The sequence below is a fragment of the Amycolatopsis jejuensis genome (assembly GCF_000717335.1).
In the GTDB taxonomy this organism is placed as follows: domain Bacteria; phylum Actinomycetota; class Actinomycetes; order Mycobacteriales; family Pseudonocardiaceae; genus Amycolatopsis; species Amycolatopsis jejuensis.
Genome location: NZ_JNYZ01000029.1, coordinates 57,116 through 73,678 on the forward strand (window position 1 = coordinate 57,116; position 16,563 = coordinate 73,678).

At 70.6% G+C, this 16,563-nt stretch carries 16 protein-coding genes and 1 pseudogene; 13 read left to right on the forward strand and 4 right to left on the reverse strand.

Annotation, left to right across the window (positions count from 1 at the left end):
- The first annotated feature begins 42 nt into the window (after positions 1–42).
- Genes OO71_RS34055 through OO71_RS34070 form a run of 4 tightly spaced genes read left to right on the forward strand, consistent with a single transcriptional unit; the run spans position 43 to position 3,498 of the window.
- Positions 43–1,512: a 2-hydroxymuconic semialdehyde dehydrogenase gene (locus tag OO71_RS34055; protein ID WP_033294096.1), complete on the forward strand. Its 1,470-nt coding sequence runs from the start codon at positions 43–45 to the stop codon at positions 1,510–1,512.
- Positions 1,513–1,525: 13 nt separating this feature from the next.
- Complete coding sequence (locus OO71_RS34060; protein WP_033294097.1) at positions 1,526–1,954, forward strand: RidA family protein; 429 nt, start codon at positions 1,526–1,528, stop codon at positions 1,952–1,954.
- On the forward strand, positions 1,951–2,475 hold the full coding sequence (locus tag OO71_RS34065; protein ID WP_033294098.1) for a 3-hydroxyanthranilate 3,4-dioxygenase: 525 nt from the start codon (positions 1,951–1,953) through the stop codon (positions 2,473–2,475). Before OO71_RS34060 ends, OO71_RS34065 begins: the two co-directional genes overlap by 4 nt.
- Before the next feature lie 3 nt (positions 2,476–2,478).
- Positions 2,479–3,498 (forward strand): amidohydrolase family protein, encoded by a 1,020-nt coding sequence (locus OO71_RS34070; protein WP_051792574.1) that lies wholly within the window; start codon positions 2,479–2,481, stop codon positions 3,496–3,498.
- A gap of 4 nt (positions 3,499–3,502) precedes the next feature.
- Here OO71_RS34070 and OO71_RS34075 read toward each other — a convergent pair whose 3' ends face one another.
- Together OO71_RS34075 and OO71_RS34080 are read right to left on the reverse strand one after the other, a co-directional pair.
- Positions 3,503–5,548, reverse strand: a complete 2,046-nt coding sequence (locus tag OO71_RS34075; RefSeq protein WP_033294099.1) for a prolyl oligopeptidase family serine peptidase — start codon at positions 5,546–5,548, stop codon at positions 3,503–3,505.
- A 120-nt stretch (positions 5,549–5,668) separates the two neighbouring features.
- Complete coding sequence (locus OO71_RS34080; RefSeq protein WP_033294100.1) at positions 5,669–6,910, reverse strand: helix-turn-helix domain-containing protein; 1,242 nt, start codon at positions 6,908–6,910, stop codon at positions 5,669–5,671.
- Positions 6,911–7,181: 271 nt separating this feature from the next.
- Here OO71_RS34080 and OO71_RS34085 point away from each other — a divergent pair, with 271 nt between their 5' ends.
- The 8 genes from OO71_RS34085 to OO71_RS34120 all read left to right on the forward strand — a co-directional run bounded on the left by OO71_RS34085 (position 7,182) and on the right by OO71_RS34120 (position 14,509).
- The gene (locus tag OO71_RS34085) at positions 7,182–8,186 is read left to right on the forward strand and encodes an NAD(P)/FAD-dependent oxidoreductase (protein WP_033294101.1); all 1,005 of its coding nucleotides are present in this window, start codon (positions 7,182–7,184) and stop codon (positions 8,184–8,186) included.
- On the forward strand, positions 8,183–8,530 hold the full coding sequence (locus tag OO71_RS34090) for a ferredoxin family protein (RefSeq protein WP_033294102.1): 348 nt from the start codon (positions 8,183–8,185) through the stop codon (positions 8,528–8,530). The genes OO71_RS34085 and OO71_RS34090 overlap by 4 nt, the downstream gene beginning before the upstream one ends.
- A 27-nt stretch (positions 8,531–8,557) precedes the next feature.
- Positions 8,558–9,805 (forward strand): cytochrome P450, encoded by a 1,248-nt coding sequence (locus OO71_RS34095; protein WP_033294103.1) that lies wholly within the window; start codon positions 8,558–8,560, stop codon positions 9,803–9,805.
- A 1-nt stretch (position 9,806) separates the two neighbouring features.
- Complete coding sequence (locus OO71_RS34100; RefSeq protein WP_051792575.1) at positions 9,807–10,637, forward strand: alpha/beta fold hydrolase; 831 nt, start codon at positions 9,807–9,809, stop codon at positions 10,635–10,637.
- Entirely contained in the window at positions 10,634–11,608 is a 975-nt protein-coding gene (locus tag OO71_RS34105; protein ID WP_033294104.1) for an LLM class flavin-dependent oxidoreductase, read from the forward strand. The genes OO71_RS34100 and OO71_RS34105 overlap by 4 nt, the downstream gene beginning before the upstream one ends.
- Positions 11,605–12,528, forward strand: coding sequence for a DUF1028 domain-containing protein (locus OO71_RS34110; protein ID WP_033294105.1), 924 nt, complete (start codon positions 11,605–11,607; stop codon positions 12,526–12,528). The genes OO71_RS34105 and OO71_RS34110 overlap by 4 nt, the downstream gene beginning before the upstream one ends.
- A gap of 23 nt (positions 12,529–12,551) precedes the next feature.
- Positions 12,552–13,109, forward strand: a complete 558-nt coding sequence (locus OO71_RS34115; protein ID WP_033294106.1) for a YybH family protein — start codon at positions 12,552–12,554, stop codon at positions 13,107–13,109.
- Between the two features lie 116 nt (positions 13,110–13,225).
- On the forward strand, positions 13,226–14,509 hold the full coding sequence (locus tag OO71_RS34120) for a PucR family transcriptional regulator (RefSeq protein ID WP_033294107.1): 1,284 nt from the start codon (positions 13,226–13,228) through the stop codon (positions 14,507–14,509).
- Here OO71_RS34120 and OO71_RS34125 read toward each other — a convergent pair.
- Together OO71_RS34125 and OO71_RS51785 are read right to left on the reverse strand one after the other, a co-directional pair.
- Positions 14,490–14,723 carry a hypothetical protein gene (locus OO71_RS34125; protein WP_162186150.1) on the reverse strand — a complete coding sequence of 78 codons (234 nt, stop codon included), beginning with the start codon at positions 14,721–14,723 and terminating at the stop codon, positions 14,490–14,492. The genes OO71_RS34120 and OO71_RS34125 overlap by 20 nt on opposite strands.
- 94 nt (positions 14,724–14,817) lie before the next feature.
- Positions 14,818–15,077 (reverse strand): annotated as a pseudogene (locus OO71_RS51785) (RNA polymerase subunit sigma-24); the annotation flags it as partial.
- Positions 15,078–15,186: 109 nt separating this feature from the next.
- Here OO71_RS51785 and OO71_RS34135 point away from each other — a divergent pair.
- Positions 15,187–16,413, forward strand: a complete 1,227-nt coding sequence (locus OO71_RS34135; RefSeq protein WP_033294110.1) for a bifunctional 3,4-dihydroxy-2-butanone-4-phosphate synthase/GTP cyclohydrolase II — start codon at positions 15,187–15,189, stop codon at positions 16,411–16,413.
- Positions 16,414–16,563: the final 150 nt, after the last annotated feature.

Genomic DNA, 16,563 nt, shown 5'->3' on the forward strand with positions numbered 1-16,563 from the left:
AGCATTAGACGAGCATGTCTCTCCTGCCTAGGCTTGGTCACCATGAACTCCTCGCGAGCGGCCGCCGTCCTCAACGTGGTCGGCGGCGAGCGGCTTCCCGGCCGCGCCACGTTCGAGAAGGTCAACCCGGCCGACGGGTCCCTCGTCGCGCTCGTTCACGACGCCGGTCCGGACGTCGTCGACCTGGCGGTTTCCGCTGCGCGGACGGCGTTGGACGGGCCGTGGGGCGCGATGCCGGTCAACGAGCGCGCGCAGGTGCTGCGCCGGATCGCGGACAAGATCGACGAGCGGGCCGACGAGCTCGCTGCCGCCGAAACTGCCGACACGGGCAAGCCGGCCGCGCTTGTGCGGGACCTCGACGTCGCCCGGGCGGCACAGAACTTCCGGGCTTTCGCCGACGTCATCGCGAGTGCCGGGCAGGATTCGTTTCTCACCGACCTCGCCGGTGGCCGCAAGGCGCTCAACTACGCGGTCCGCAAGCCGCTGGGGGTCGTCGGCGTCATCGTGCCGTGGAATCTGCCGATCTTGTTGCTGACCTGGAAACTGGCGCCTGCCCTCGGGTGCGGCAATACGGTCGTCGTGAAGCCGTCCGAGGAAACGCCGTCGAGTGCGACGCTGCTGGCGGACATCCTGGCCGACGCCGGGGTGCCCGACGGGGTCTACAACGTGGTGCACGGGTTCGGCCCGGGCTCGGCGGGCGAGTACCTCACGACACACCCGGGGATCGACGGGATCACCTTCACCGGCGAGTCCTCCACCGGCTCGGCGATCATGCGGGCGGCGGCGGACCGGGTCCGGCCGGTTTCCTTCGAGCTGGGCGGCAAGAACGCCGCGATCGTGTTCGCGGACTGCGACCTGGAGAAGACGGTCGACGGGCTCACCCGGTCGATCTTCCTCAACACCGGGCAGGTGTGCCTGTGCACCGAGCGGGTGTACGTCGAACGGCCGATTTTCGACCAGGTCGTGACGCGGCTGGCCGACCGCGCGCGGCAGTTGCGGCTCGGGCATCCGGATGGTCCGGAAACCACCACCGGTCCGCTGATTTCCGAGCAGCACCGCAAGAAAGTGCTGTCGTATTTCGACCTTGCGGTGAGCGAAGGCGCCACGGTGGTCACGGGCGGCGGGGTGCCGACGGTCGATCCGGGGCTCGACGGAGGGTTCTGGATCGAGCCGACGCTGTGGACGGGCCTCGGCAACTCGGCCCGCGTCGTCCGCGAGGAGGTGTTCGGACCCGTCGCCGCGCTGATCCCGTTCGACACCGAGGAGGAAGCGATCCGGCTGGCCAACGACACCGAGTACGGGCTGGCCGCCTCGGTGTGGACGACCGACCTCGCGCGCGGGCATCGCATGGCGCAGCGGATGGACGTCGGGATGGCGTGGGTGAACACGTGGTACCTGCGGGATCTGCGGTCGCCCTTCGGTGGCGCCGGGCTTTCCGGAATCGGCCGGGAAGGCGGGCACCATTCGCTGCAGTTCTATTCCGAGCTGACCAATGTCTGTGTCCAGCTCTGACCGGGAGGGTTCCATGGCTCAAGCGAAAGTCGTCGAGGGAAAAGCCACCCCGCGCGGGGCTTTTCCGCATGTGAAAGTGGCGGGTAACCACGTTTATGTGTCGGGAACCAGCAGCCGGCGCCCGGACGATACGTTCGAGGGCGTCGAAGTGGCTCCCGACGGGACGGTCACCCTCGACATCCGGGCGCAAACCGACGCGGTGATCCGCAATATCGGCGACATCCTGCAGGCCGTCGGCGCCGGATTGGGTGACCTCGTCCAGGTCACCGCCTATTTGGTGAACATGCAGGATTTCGAGGCGTACAACGAGGTGTACGGCCGGTATTTCGACCGGAACGGGCCGACCCGGACCACCGTCGCCGTCCGGGAACTTCCGCATCCGCATCTGCTCATCGAAATCCAGGCTGTCGCCTGGCTGCCGGGCAAGGAGCCGAACTCATGACCGCCATCCCGCCGGTGTTCGACCTGGAGAGCTGGATCCGCGAGCACGAGGCCGATCTGCGGCCGCCGGTGAACAACAAGCAGATGTGGGAACCGCAGGGCGATTTCATCGTGCAGGTGGTGGGCGGGCCGAACCAGCGCACCGACTACCATTTCGACCCGTACGAGGAATGGTTCTACCAGTACCGCGGAAACATGCACGTGAACCTGATGACCGACGACGGCCCGGTGCGCGTGGACATCCGCGAAGGCGAAATGTGGATGCTGCCCCGCAATGTCTACCATTCGCCGCAGCGGCCGGAGCCGGGTTCGATCGGTCTGGTCATCGAGCGCATCCGCGAGGAAGGCGTGCTGGAGACGTTCACCTGGTTCTGCCTGGACTGCAACCATCTCGTGCACCAGGTGGAACTGCAGGTACGGGACATCGTCGCCGATCTGCCGCCGGTGTTCCGGCAGTTCTACGATTCGGCGGAAGCCCGCACCTGCGGCCATTGCGGCGCGCTGCATCCGGGCAAGGGCTGAGCGGTGGGTGCCATCGACGTCCACACGCACGCGGTGCCGCGGGGCTGGCCGGACCTGGGGGAGGGAAAGCCGTGGCTCCGGGTCGAAAGCGAGCGGGAAGCCGTGATCATGATCCGCTCGGCGCAGTTCCGGCGCATCGGCTCGGAATGCTGGGACCCGGAAATCCGGCTCCGCGACATGGCCGCCGACGGAATCGATCTCCAGGTCGTCTCGCCGACCCCGGTGTTCTTCAGCTACGACACCCCGGCGCGCGAAGGCGAGCGGATTTCCCGCATTTTCAACGATCTGGCGCTCGAAATGTGCACGGGGCCGCGGCTGGTGCCGTTCTGCCAGGTACCGCTGCAGGATCCGGATGCGGCGTGCCGGGAACTGGAACGAGCCGTCGCGTCCGGCCATCGGGGGGTGGAAATCGGCAACCACGTCGGTGACCGCGACCTCGACGACGCCGGCATCGTCACCTTCCTGCAGCACGCCGCGTCGCTGGACGTACCGGTTTTCGTGCACCCGTGGGACATGCCGGAATCGCCCCGCCTCGACCGGTGGATGGCCCGCTGGCTCACCGGTATGCCCGCGGAAACGCATTTGTCGATCATCGCGATGATTCTCGGCGGCGTCTTCGACCGGGTACCGCCTTCGCTGCGCATGTGCTTCGCGCACGGCGGGGGGTCGTTCGCGTTCTGGCTGGGGCGGTTCGAGAACGCGTGGCACCAGCGTTCGGACACTATCGCGAAATCGGCCCTCCCGCCGTCGCAGTACGTGGACCGGTTCAGCGTCGACTCGGTCGTCTTCAGCCCGGTCGCGCTGCGGGCTTTGGTGGACAGCCTGGGCGCGCAGCAGGTGATGGTGGGCTCCGATTACCCGTACCCGTTGGGCGAACGTCCCGCGGGCGCGGTGGTGCGGAGCGCGGACTTCCTGTCCCCGCAAGACGCCGACGCAATCCTGTCCGGCAACGCCCGCCGCTTCCTGGGGGCAGCGACGGTGGACCCGATGCTGGGCCGGAGCGAATCCCCGCCGGCGGTCTGATCCGTCAACGCGGCGCCATTCCCAAGCGCTGCATCAGAAACGCCAGCCAGTGCGTCGCCTGGGTGACGCCCTCGGACCTGCTCGTGGCCGTTCCATGCCCGACGCCGTCCCACACCCGCAGCAGCACCGGTTCCGCGGCCGCCGCTTGTGCCCGCGCGATGAACTTGCGGGTCTGCCCCGGCGGGCAGGCGACGTCGGCGCCGCCCGCGTGCACGTAGAGCGCCGGGTACGCCGGGCCGTCCTCGATGAGCTGGTACGGCGACATCCGGGCGAGCCGGGCCACCTCGGCCGGATCGCCGTACTCCGCGTCGATGGCGAACCGGCCGTACGGATGGCGGTGGCAGCCGATGACGTCGAGGATCGGGCATTGCGCCACGACCGCCGCCCAGAGGTCCGGGCGCTGGCTGAACGCGACCCCGGCCATGATGCCGCCGTTGCTCCACCCGGTCACCGCGAGTAGGTCAGGGGTGGTCACCCCGGTCCGGACGAGGTCTTCGGCGATCGCATACAGGTCGTCGAAGCTGTTCTGCTTGTTCTTGACGCGTCCGGCGTCGGCCCAGCCGGAGCCGAGGTCGCTGCCGCCGCGCTGATGGGACAGGACCAGCGCGCCACCGGCCGCGACGAAAGCCGCCAGCGGGCCGGGGAATTGCGCGGGCCAGGCGACCCGGCCGCCTCCGTAGGCGGTGATGAGCGCCGGGAGCACCCCGGACGCGCCCGCCGGCCGGACCAGGTGGTACGGCACGCTCGTGCCGTCCGCGGACGTCGCCCAGCGGAGCGAGGACGTCGCGCCGGGGAGCTCGACGCGGGGTGCGCGCAGCGTGTCGACCTCCCCGGAGCCGAGCCGGTAGCGATACAGGCCGGGGGAGGAAACCGGGGTGGAGAAAAGGAAAACGAAGTCGTCCGGGTGGCCGGTCGGGGTGAGGGCGGCGTTGGGGAGCACGTCGAGCGGCAGGGCGCCGCGGCCGGGCAGCGGGACTTCCTCCAGTTCCCGTCCGTCGCGGTCGAAGACCCAGGCGCGCGCCTCGGTGTCGGCGGATCCGGTGACCACCAGGCGGCCGCCGATCAGCCGGACGTGGCTGAGCACCCGTCCGGATTCCGGGACCAGCTCATGCCAGGTGGCCGGGTCCGCCGCACTCGGCGAGCCGAGCGGGATGGCGACGATCCGGCCCCGCGATGCGCCGTGGTCGGTGACCGCGACATACCGGTCGCCGTCGATCGAACCCGCGACCGACGCGTCGACGCCCTGGACGAACGGCCGCCACTTCCGCTCCGGCAGGTCGCACACGTACTGCGGAAGCGGCCACACCGCAGTCACCACCGCATGTTTGCCGTCCGCCGAGACCTGGACAGTAGCGCCGTGCGCGATGTCGACCGGCTCGGGCTCGGTGGCGGGCGCGCCGCCCACGGTGTGGAAGTACACCCGGAAGGCGAACGACTCCGCGGTCAGGTCACCGGCGGTGTAGAAGAATCCGGAGCTGTCCGGCAGCCAGTGCGGGGTGACCATCGGCCCCATGGTGCGCTGCGGGATGTCGTCGGGCAGGCGGTCGCCGGTTTCCGCGTCCAGCAACCAGACCTCGCCGAGTTCGGACCCGCCTTCGCATACCCCGAGCGCGGCGAGGCGCCCGTCCGGTGACGGCGCGAGCCACGAGATCTGCCGGGTCCCGTCGCCGTTGGGGTCGTAGAGCACGCGGCCGGGACCGTCCGGTGCGTCGGAGACCACGAGCACGGCGCGTTCCGGGTACTCCGGTCCGGGGCGTCGGTCGAGGCGGAACCAGCGGCCGCCCGCGAACTGCGGTACCGGGTCGACCGGCCAGTTGGGGGAGCCGGTGCCGTCCGCGACGAAGCGGCCGACCGACGCGTGGAGTGCCGCCAGGTGCGGCCATTCCGTGACGAAGGCGTCGGTGACGGAGTTCTGCTTTTGCTGCCACGCCGCGGTTTCGGCAGTGTCTTCCTCAAGCCACCGGTAGGGGTCGGGGAAGCTGATGCCCATGACGGTGTCTTCGGCGTCGACAGTTCTCGCCGCCGGGTAATCCGGGCGTGCACCGGTCATCGGTTCCGTCCTTCCACTGCCGCTCCACTGTGGACACCACTGTATTTCGCGGGAATGGCCGTCACCATGAACGTTTGGCGCACGATCCGCGCCAGGGGATGCGGCAAACGTCGAACGAGGTCAGGACACCGAGCGCATCCTGGGCGGCTCGGCGGCGTTTTCACTGCGGTAGCCGGCGGCGAGCGCGCGCATCTTCAGGCCGAGGTGCAGGGTCAGCCGGTCCTCGCCCCGGTTCAGCACGCATCCGGTGAGCTGCTCGATCCGCTTCAGCCGGTGGTACAGCGTGGCGCGGTGGATGGTGAGCTCCTGCGCGGTGCGGGCGACGTCGCCTGCGTTGTCGAGGAACTGCTCCAAAGTGGTGACGAGCGTGGGGCCGCCTTCGCGTTCCAGCGCGTCGAGTACGGGCGTGCGGGCAGCGGCGAGCAGGTCGTCGGCAGGCATGCGCAGCAGCAGTTCGTACGGGCCCAGCGCGCCCCAGCGGGCGAGTGGCCCGAGCGACGGCACCAGTCTGGCGGCGCGTCCGGCGAGGAAGGCTTGCCGGTAGGAATCGACGACCTGCTCGACCTGGTCCACGACGGCACCCGCGCCGAACACGAGCTGCCCGCCGTCGCCGGTGAGCCGGTCGAACCGCGCGGTGAGCCGGGCACACAGCGCGCCGAGTTCCGCGGGGGACAGGGGTTCGCGGCGGACGAGCAGCAGCCACGCACGGGCTTTGTTCGCCGCCATCAACGTGTACGCCGGTGGTTGGCAGGCGTCCCCGGCCGCCGCCTCCAGTGCCGCGTACTGCGGCGCCGTAGCAGCGTCGAGCCCGGGATGCTGTACGCCGAGCACCTGGAACCGCATCGCACCGGCCGGGTACAGCTGTTCGGCCCGCAGGTCGTCGACGGCCTGGGTGCGGATGGCGGGGTCGGCGGAAACCAGCTCCCAGAGGATCGCCTCGTGCCGTGCCTTCGTGCGCTCGTGCACGACGAGCCGGTGGTAGAGGACCACGCCCGCGCGGTCGGCGGCGTCGCTCGCCCGCTCCTGCTGCTGCTCGCTCAGCGGCCGGTCGGCGTCGATGAGCCACAGAAATCCCAGCAGCAGCCCGGAACAGCGTACCGGCAAGCACAACCGGGACCGGGCTTCCGCCACCGGCGCCAGCACGCGGCCGGGTGCCGTCCACCGCGCGATGCCCTGGGCGAGGATCTTCTCCCGGACGTCGGCGTCGAGTGTGCGGTTGAGCACCGACGCCACCCGGATCCCGTCCTCGTCCCCGAAATGCCGGCTGGCGGCCAGCAGCCGGATCGACGGGTCGTCGATCGCCACCGACCGCTGCAGCCGCTCGGCCAGGTCGTCGACGATGTCCTGCAGATCGTCGCCCATCGCGCTCACCTCCCGGCTCCACTGTGACCCGGCGACACCCGGATTGCGATCGACAGATGACGAGGTGAGCGCGTTTTTTGTACGACAGACGTCGCGTGCTGCGCACCACGCCCCGTTCGGCGACGGCTTTTGCGCGGCACGCGCAACCGCCCGCGGCGAATGCGCACCGCGCCCCGCTCTCCGGGGCAATCGTGGAGTCCGGGACGTGCCGGGAATGGGTTCCCTTCTGTTTCACTGTGATCCACGCAATAATGGGTGGAAACGGGGAAGAATGGGCCGGGAAAACAGCGATACCGATGTTCTCCTCGTGGGCGCGGGTCCGGTGGGGCTGTACGGTGCTTATTGCTCCGGATTCCGCGGGTTGCGGACAATGCTCGTCGACGGCGAAAAACAGGTCGGCGGGCAGATTTCGATGTTGTACCCGGAGAAATCCGTGCGCGATGTCGCCGGTGTTCCGGAGGCGTCCGGCCGGGAACTCGTCGCGCGGCTGCACGAACAGGCGATGACGTATTCCCCGACCGTCCTTTTGGGACAGCACGTCCGGCAGGTGGACACGGCCGATCCGGACCACCTGACCGTCGAGCTGTCCGGGAGCGGGCCGGTGCGGTGCCGCGCGGTCGTCCTCACCGCGGGCATCGGGTCCTTCACGCCCCGGCGGCTGCCTGCTGAGACCACGTGGTCCGGCGAGGGAATCCACTACACGGTGGCGGATCCGGGAGCGTTCCGCGGCCGCCGGGTGCTCGTCGCGGGCGGTGGGGACAGTGCGGTCGACTGGGCGCACGAGCTCGCCGGGATCGCCGGGTCGGTGACCTTGGTACACCGGCGCCGTACTTTCCGGGCGCACGCGGCGAATGTGGCGCAGCTGGCCGGTTCGGGAGTCGACGTGCGGACCGAATGCGAGGTGGCGGAGCTGCTCGGCGACGGCCGGGTCGAGGCGGTGCGGCTGACCGCGCCGTCGGGCGAGGAGATCGTGCCCGCCGACGACGTCGTGGTCGCGCTCGGGTTCCTCAGCGAGCTGGGGCCGCTGGCTTCGTGGGGGCTGGAGCTGCGGGGCCGCGCGGTCGCGGTGGACCAGCAGATGCGCACGTCCGTCCCGCGCATCTACGCGGCCGGGGACCTCGCCGACTACCCGGGCAAGGTGCGGCTGATCGCCGTCGGGTTCGGCGAGGTCGCGACCGCGGTCGGCAATGCGGCCTGCGCGGCCGGGATGGCGGAATCGCTTTTCCCCGGCCATTCGACAGACCTGCCCGCAATGGAAGGGAGGGTCCGTTCGTGACCTTCGTGATCGGTGAAGCCTGTATCGACGTACTGGACAAATCCTGTATGGACGTCTGCCCGGTGGATTGCATTTACACCGGGCTGCGGAAGAATTACATCAACCCGGCGGAATGCATCAATTGCTCCGCCTGTACCGACGTCTGCCCGGTGGATGCCATTTACGTGGACACCACCGTCGGCGACGACGAGGGGAAAGCAGCGTACATCGGCGATTCCCGGCAGTTCTTCGAAGGCATTCTCGACGGAATGACCGGCCCGGTCGGCAACCCGGGCGGGGCGGGCCTGCGCGGGGACATCGGAGCCGATACCGCGCTGGTGACGGCCCATCCGCCGCGCAACTGAACCGGAAACCACCCGAAGGGATCGAACGTGACCGCATCTGTCGCCAAAACCGGGACCGAGCTGCTCTCCGACGTCGTCGTCGGCGGGGTACGCGACCCGTTCCCGCTCTACAACGAACTGCGCGAGCTGGACGAGGGCGTCCACTGGTGCGCGGAGCTCGGCGGCTGGTTCGCCACCCGCGCCGCCGACGTCCGGCGGATGAACGAGGACCTCGTGACGTACTCGAACAATCACGGGGTGCAGAGCGGGGCCGTCGGCTTCAACCCGGACGACCCGGTCGAGGCCCGCTTCGGCGAGGTCGCGCCGAACTACCTGATCTTCCTCGACCCGCCGATCCACACGAAAGTGCGTTCGGTGTACCGCCATGCGTTCACACCGCAGTCGATCCGCTCGTGGCGCCCCGTCGTCGAGCGCATCGCCGACGAGGCGCTCGCGCCCTACTCCGCAGGCGACGAGATCGACCTGATGGCCGACCTGGCCCGGCGGATCCCGATCAAGGTGATCACGTCGATTCTCGGGGTCCCGCAGGCGGACTACGACGATTTCGTGCGCTGGACCGAAGCGCTCATGCTGTGCGCCGACCCCGGCGTGCAGGGCGAGCGGCGCTCGGCCGCGATCCACACCACCGTCGAGCTGCTGGACTACCTCGCCGACATCGCCGACCACCGCCGCCGCAACCCGGCCGACGACCTCTTCTCGACGATCGTGAACACCCCGGTCGACGACGAGGAGACCCTCGAGCCGAACATGGCACTGGCGCAGGTCTCGCTGCTGCTGGTCGCGGGGAACGACACGACCACCACGCTGATCGGCAACGGGATGACCGCGCTGATCGACCACCCGGACACGAAACGGCGGGTCGCGGCGGACCCGTCGCTGCTGCCGGGCGCGGTCGAGGAGATGCTGCGGTTCGACCCGCCGTTCCACGTGGACTTCCGCAAGTCGGCCGCCGACCACGTGCTCGGCGGCCGGGAGATCCCCGCCGAGACCCCGATGTTCCACCTGCTGGCCGCCGCGAACCGGGACCCGCGGGAGTTCGAGAACCCCGAGGTCTTCGACATCGACCGGGCCAACAAGCGGCACCTCGCCTTCAGCCACGGGATCCACTACTGCGTCGGCGCGCCGCTGGCGAGGCTGGAGGCCGCGGTGGCCTTCGAGCGGATTCTGGGCCGGTTCCCGGAGATCGACAACGGGTCGTCGCCCGCGCTGCGCACGATCACCCACGTCACCGCGCGCGGTTTCGAGACCCGGCCGGTCACCCTGAAGGCGGCCTAGCGTGGGTGCCCGGGCCAGCCGGTACTGGACGCCCGGTCCGCACGGCCTGCTGTCCTACCTGCGCTGGCCGGGGCCGGGGGAGCCGATCCTGTTCCTGCATCCGGTCAACACCGCCGCGCGGGTCTGGACCGGCATCGCCGAGCGGGTGGACCGGGCTTCGGTCGCCGTCGACTTCCGCGGCCACGGCCGGTCCGAACCCGGGTCGTCCTACCTGCCGCAGGATTACGCCCGGGACGCGCTCGCGGTACTCGACTACCTCGAAATCGATCGCGTGCACGTGGTCGGCGGCTCGCTCGGCGGCGCCATCGCGGTGGAACTCACCGCACTGGCACCGCGGCGGGTGGCGAGCATCGCGCTCTTCGGCGCCTCCCTGTGCATCGGCTTCCCGGCGGCGCAAACCGCGGTGATGGTGGAGTCGCTGCGGGACCTGGGCGTCGACGGGTTCTTCGCGAAGCACGGCGGCGAGATCCTCGGCCCGGATGCGGCTCCGGAGGCTGCCGAGGAACTGGTCCGGCTCGCGTCGGGGCGAAAGGTCGGCTGCGTGGCCGCGATCATCGCCGACGCATTCGAAGTCGCCGATTCGCGGCCGACCGCGCGTGCCCTCACGGCCATTCCGCCTGCCCTGGTCGCCGTCGGTTCCCACGACCCCACCTGCCCGCTGTCGATGGCCCGCGAGCTCGGCGCGGCGCTGGGTGTGGAGCCGGTCGTCATGGAGGGCATCGGGCACCTTCCGATGATCGAGGACCCGGGCGCCAGCGCCGCTCTGGTCGAAGCATTTTTCGCCCGCGTCGAAACCCCGTACCCGCCCGCTACCTCCCGGGACCGCTCATGACTCCTGCACCACCGGTCGGCCTGCTGATCGGCAGCCACATTCCGCCCGCCGAGATCGGCCCGCTGTCCACCTTGGCCGAGGAGGCCGGGTTCGGGGAGATCTGGCTGCCCGAGGACCTCTGGTACACAAGCGGGATCGTGTGTGCGGGCGCGGCGCTGGCGGCGACCCGGACCATCCCGGTCGGCCTTGGCATCCATTCCGCTGTCACCCGGCACGCGTCGATCCAGGCACTCGACTTCGCGACCCTCTCCCACGTGTACCCGGGCCGGTTCTGGCCGGGCATCGGGCTGGGCCTGCCGTCGTGGCTCGACCAGATGGGCCTGCGGCCGAAGTCCGGGATCCGGGCGGTCGGGGAGACCGTCCGGAACGTCCGGCGCCTGCTGGCGGGCGAGACGGTCAGCGACAAGGGCACCCACCTGCTCGACGACATCCGCCTCGCCTACCCGCTCGACACGGTGCCTCCGCTCTACATCGGCGCGGTGGGACCGCAGTCGATCCGGCAGACCGGCCGGATCGCGGACGGGCTGGTCGTCTCCGTCACGGCAGGCACGGCGTACACGTCGTGGGCCAGGCAGCTGCTCGACGAAGGCGCAGCCGAGGCTGGGCGGCCACGGCCGCGGATGGTCACCTTCGCGCTGTTCTGCGTCGACGACGACCCGGTCGCGGCCCGCGCTGCCCTGCGCCCCACCGTGGGGTTTTACCTCACCGCCATGCAGGGCACCGATCTCGTGCGCGTGTACGGCATCGAGGACGAGCTTGCGGCCATGACCGGGGACGTCGGCGAGAACCTGCCGGAGCAGTGGCTCGAAGACCTCACGGTCAGCGGAACTCCCGTGCAGTGCGCCGCGAAGATCGACGAGCTTCTCGCTGCCGGTTCCGATGCGGTGATCCTCTTCCCCGCCCCGGTCGAGCGCGGCCGTGCGCTGGCCGAACGCGCCGGTCAGGACGTGCTTCCCCGAGTCACGCGATGACGTACTCGATCGTTGCGCGGGACCCGGCGACCGGTGAGATTGGTGTCGCCGTCCAGTCGCATTACTTCGGCGTCGGAAGCTTGGTGCCGTGGGCGCGCGCAGGCGTCGGTGTCGTGGCGACGCAGTCGGTCGTCGAACCTCGCTACGGGTGGCAAGGGCTGCGTCTCCTCGAAAGCGGACGCCGCCCCGCCGAAGCCCTCGCGGAGCTGCGCAGCGCGGATTCCCGTGCGCCGCAACGGCAAGTGGCGATCATGGACGCGACCGGCCGCGCCGCCGGGTTCACCGGCTCAGCGTGCATCGGGCACGCGGGGGAGAGCGTTTCGCCGAACGCCCGGGCCCAGGCGAACCTGGTGTCGTCGCCCCGGATCTGGACCGCGATGACGGAGGCCTTCGAAGCGAGCACCGGAACGCTGGGCGAGCGCCTGCTCCACGCACTCGTCGCCGCCGAGGACCACGGCGGCGACCTCCGCGGACGGCAGGCGGCCGCGATCACCGTCGTCCGGGGTGCCGCGACCGGGGATTTCACCGCGGACCTGGTGACCGACATCCGGGTCGACGATTCGGCCGACCCGCTCGGCGCGCTGGCGGCGCTGCTGAAGCGGTCGACCGCACTGGACTGCCTGATCCGGATGCTGTCCGCCGAAGGCCTGCTGTCCGGGCCGTTCACCGCGTCGGCTGCCGAGCTCGACGACGCGCTCACCCGGCTCGATCGTGCCCAGGAGCTGTGCGGCGGTGACAACCGGGAGCCTGCCGTGTGGCGCGGTCTGCTGCTGGCCCGGGCCGGGCACGCGGAGCAGGCCCGGGCGGCGTTCGCGCTCGCCCGCGCGGCGAACCCGAAGACCGACGAGCTGGTCCGCCAGCTGGCCAGGGCCGGGATGTGGCCGCATCCCGCGGACGAGCTCGATGCCTTGCTGACCTGACCATCACAAGAGAGGTGACACTCATGTCCGAGCACGACGACCCCGACACCGCAGCCGTCCTGGAGCTGCACCGCAACTGGTGGGACGCCAACCACCAGCTGGTGATCCCGCTGATGCGGTCGGTGTTCCCGGCCAAGGACGCGTACCTGATGTTCAACGCCAACGGCCATCCCTACTTCGGGCTCGACGAGAAGACCGAGCTGTGGGAGTGGTACCAGAAGCAGATCGACGTCGTCGCCTTCCCGCAGATCGAGATCATGCGGCTCACCATCTCCGGGGACATGGCCTGGATCGCCTGCGAGGGCACGTTTCCGATGCGGCCGATCGGCGAGGCCGGTACCGGTTCGGAGACCTGGCAGATGCGCGACGTCACCGAGAACCGGCTGCGCGCCACGGAGATCTACCAGCGCGACGACGGCGAGGGGAACCCGGTGTGGAAGATGTGGCATTTCCACGCCTCCCCGCTGCCCGGCCCGGACGAGCAGCGGCCCGCGCTCGGCGGGACCCTGCGGGAGCGCGGCCTCGGGCACGGGCCGGGCATCGTGCCGCGGCGGGTGACGAGCGAGGGCGTCCGGGAGTAGCCCGGCCGGGTTCCGGTTGACGGGGCTTCGCCCGGTCACCGAGGCTGTATTCCGGCTCATCGGCAGGCGGTGGGACCGGGCGGGGCATCCCCGCGGGATTCGGGACGGGACTGCGCATGGACGCGACAGAAGCCACCTGGTTGCGGGAACTGTCGCCGTCCGAGGACGGCCGCCCGGTCCCCGTTCCGTACTGCAGCAGGGAACTGCTCACCCGGACCACGGCAGGCACCGGGCCGGGCGCGGTGGCGTGGGCGTTGCAGGTCGGGCACGGCGCGGCCGAGCGGATCTTCGAGGAGATCCCGCTCTTCGGGGCGTCGGACGAGCTGCGCGCCCTGCTGTACGCCGCGTGCGAGTCGGCGACGCTCACCGCGCTCGGGATGCTGTCCGGCCCGGACCACCAGCCCCCGCCGCTGACCGAGGAAGCCAAGTCCGCCATCGGCTACTACGCCGAGCACGACATCCCGCTCGACCAGATCCTGCGCGGGATCCGGTTCGGCCACGCGGAGATGTCGTCGGCGCTGCTGGCCGCCTGCGACTCACTGACGACCGGCGACGGGCGGACCGCGCTGCTGCGCGTGGTTTCCGCCCAGCTTTTCGACCACATGGACCGGTACGCGCGCGAAGGCGCCGACCACTACAAGGCCGCGCACGACGCGTGGGCCGAGAGCTCCGACGCGGTGACGCGCCGGATCGTCGAGGCGGTCCTCGCCGGAACGGACACGAACGCGGCCGCGCTGCCCTACGAGCTGGAGCAGACCCACCGCGCGGTGATCGTCACCCGCGCCGGGAACACCGCCGCGGGCCTGCAACAGGTGGCCTACGACGTGCTGCGGCGCGCCGGGGCGGCGTCCCCGCTGATCGTGCCGGTGACCAGCTCGAAGGTGTGGGCGTGGGGCGGGTTCCGCTCCCGCCCGGCCCCGGCCGGACCCCTCCGCGGCTACGCGCAGCCGGGCGTCCGGGTCTCCGTCGGCGCCGAACAGCACGGCATCGACGGGTTCCGGGAGTCGCATCGGCAGGCCTTGGGCGTGCACGGCCTGCAGCAGGCGAGCAGCCACCCGCTCGCCACCCTGCTCTTCGACGACGTCGAAATGGCGGTGCTGCTGGCCAGCGACCTGCCCGCCGCCCGCCGGTTCGTCGCCCGGATACTCGGCCCGCTGGCCGAGGCGAGCCGGCGCAACCTGGAGATCCTGTCCACCGTGAAGGCGTACCTCGACCTGTGCGGCAGCCCGAGCGCCGTCGCCGACCGGATGAACCTGGCCCGCAACACCGTGTCGGCGCGAATCCAGCGCGCGTCCCAGGTCCTGCGCCGGGAAATCGGCGTCGACTGCGCCGATCTGCATGGGGCGCTGGTTCTCGTGGACCTGCTTGGCGAGCGCGTTCTCACCGACGCGCCCGGATGAGCAATCCGGCCGGGAGCAGTACCTGCATCGTCACCGCCGCGACGGGCCGTGGTCGTGGTCGTGGAACACCTGGGCAGGAACACGAGCCCGGCCAGTCCGTACCCGGCCGCCAGCCGACCGGCGCGGCAGCGGCAAGGTCGACCAATTTCGCGAGCACTTCCCCGGCCGCCAGCTTGGCGCGGTAGTACCCGATCGGGATGCGATCGATGCCCACGATGGACACCCTGCATCACGCAGCCAGCCGGGCGACCTTGGCCCGCCCGAGCACCGGACACCGCGCCGAGGTGACCTGGCCGCCGTCGCTCCGGCACCGGCAACGCGAGCGACACCGAGTCGTGCTGCTGCGCGGTTTCCATCGGCCCGAGTGCGCCGTCGGTGGTGAGCACCGGCTCGGGCAGCCACGTGTTGCTCGCGCCGCCGCGGTCAGCCGGGTGAGGCACAGGTTGGTGGTCACTTTGGCCAGCCAGGCCGGTAACGCGGTGATCGCGCCTCGGTCGGCCTTGTCCAGCCGCAGGAACGCGTCCGGCACGACGTCCTCGGCCGCCGAACCGAGCAGGCGGGAGGTCATCCGGCGAGATCAACGCCCGGCGGCCACGGACAGCACCAGCCTGCTGTTCCTTCCGGCCGGAGCGTGTTACGTTCATACTAACCGGTCGGTATCAAATGGAGGTGCGGACATGGCCGAAACAGTCTTTTCCGAGCGCGAGGTCACCTTCGACCCGATCGCGGCGGCGCTCGCGGCGATGAGCGCGGGGCAGCCGGTGGTGGTGCTCGACGACGAAGACCGTGAGAACGAGGGCGACCTGGTCTTCGCGGCCGAGCTGGCCACGCCCGCGTTGCTGCATTTCACCGTCCGGCACACGTCGGGGTTCGTGTGCACCGCGCTGCCGGGCAGTGAGCTCGACCGGCTCGGCCTGCCGCCGATGACCCCGGTCAACCAGGACCCGCGCGGTACGGCGTACGCGGTCACGGTGGACGCCAAGGACGGCGTGACCACCGGTATTTCGGCGCGGGACCGCGCACGCACGATCCAGGCGCTGGCCGATCCGGCGACCGGCCCGGCAGACCTGACCCGGCCGGGGCACGTCGTTCCGCTGCGCGCCGTCGGCGGGGGAGTGCTGGAGCGTGCCGGGCACACCGAAGCGGCGGTGGACCTGGCGCGGCTCGCCGGGCTCCGGCCGGCGGGTGCGCTGTGCGAGCTGGTCGACGACGACGGCACGATGATGCGTGCGCCGGAGTGCCGCCGGTTCGCCGACGAGCGCGGGCTCGTGATGATCTCGATCGCGGACCTGGCCGCGTACCGCCGCCGCACGGAGGTCCAGGTCGAACGCGCCGCCGACACCCGGCTGCCGACCGCGTTCGGGACCTTCCGGGTGGTCGGCTACCGCTCGGGGCAGGACGAGCACGTCGCGCTGGTGTCCGGCGACCTCGGCGACGGCGAGGACGTACTGGTCCGGGTCCATTCGGAATGCCTCACCGGCGACGTCTTCGGCTCGCGGCGCTGCGATTGCGGGACCCAGCTGCAAGCGGCGCTGCAGACTGTCGCTCGGGTGGGCCGGGGAGTCGTGGTGTACGTCCGCGGGCACGACGGCCGGGGGATCGGCCTGCTCGACAAGCTGCGCGCGTACGAGTTGGAGGACGCCCGAGCTGACCCGCACCTGGGTCTCTCCGCTGACGCCCGCGACTACCGCGCCTGCGCGCACATCCTGGCCGACCTCGGAGTGCGGTCGGTGCGGCTGCTGACCAACAACCCGGCCAAGCTCGCCGCACTCGCGGGCTACGGCCTGTCCGTGCGTGACCGGGTCCCGCTCCAGATCCCCGCCACCACCGACAGCGTCGCGTACCTCCGCACCAAACGCGACCGGATGGGGCACGCCCTGCGCCTCGACGAGATGTGCGTTTAGCCCCGATCCGGGCTACGTACGGGGCGCAGGATACGTAGCGGATGGGTAGTCGCACGAAGGCGCGGCAGTCCGGTCTCGTGAGTGAATCCCTGGGTGACGCCGATCACCGGGAGGAGGAAGTCATGAGCGGACCGGAAGCCCTGGCAGGGC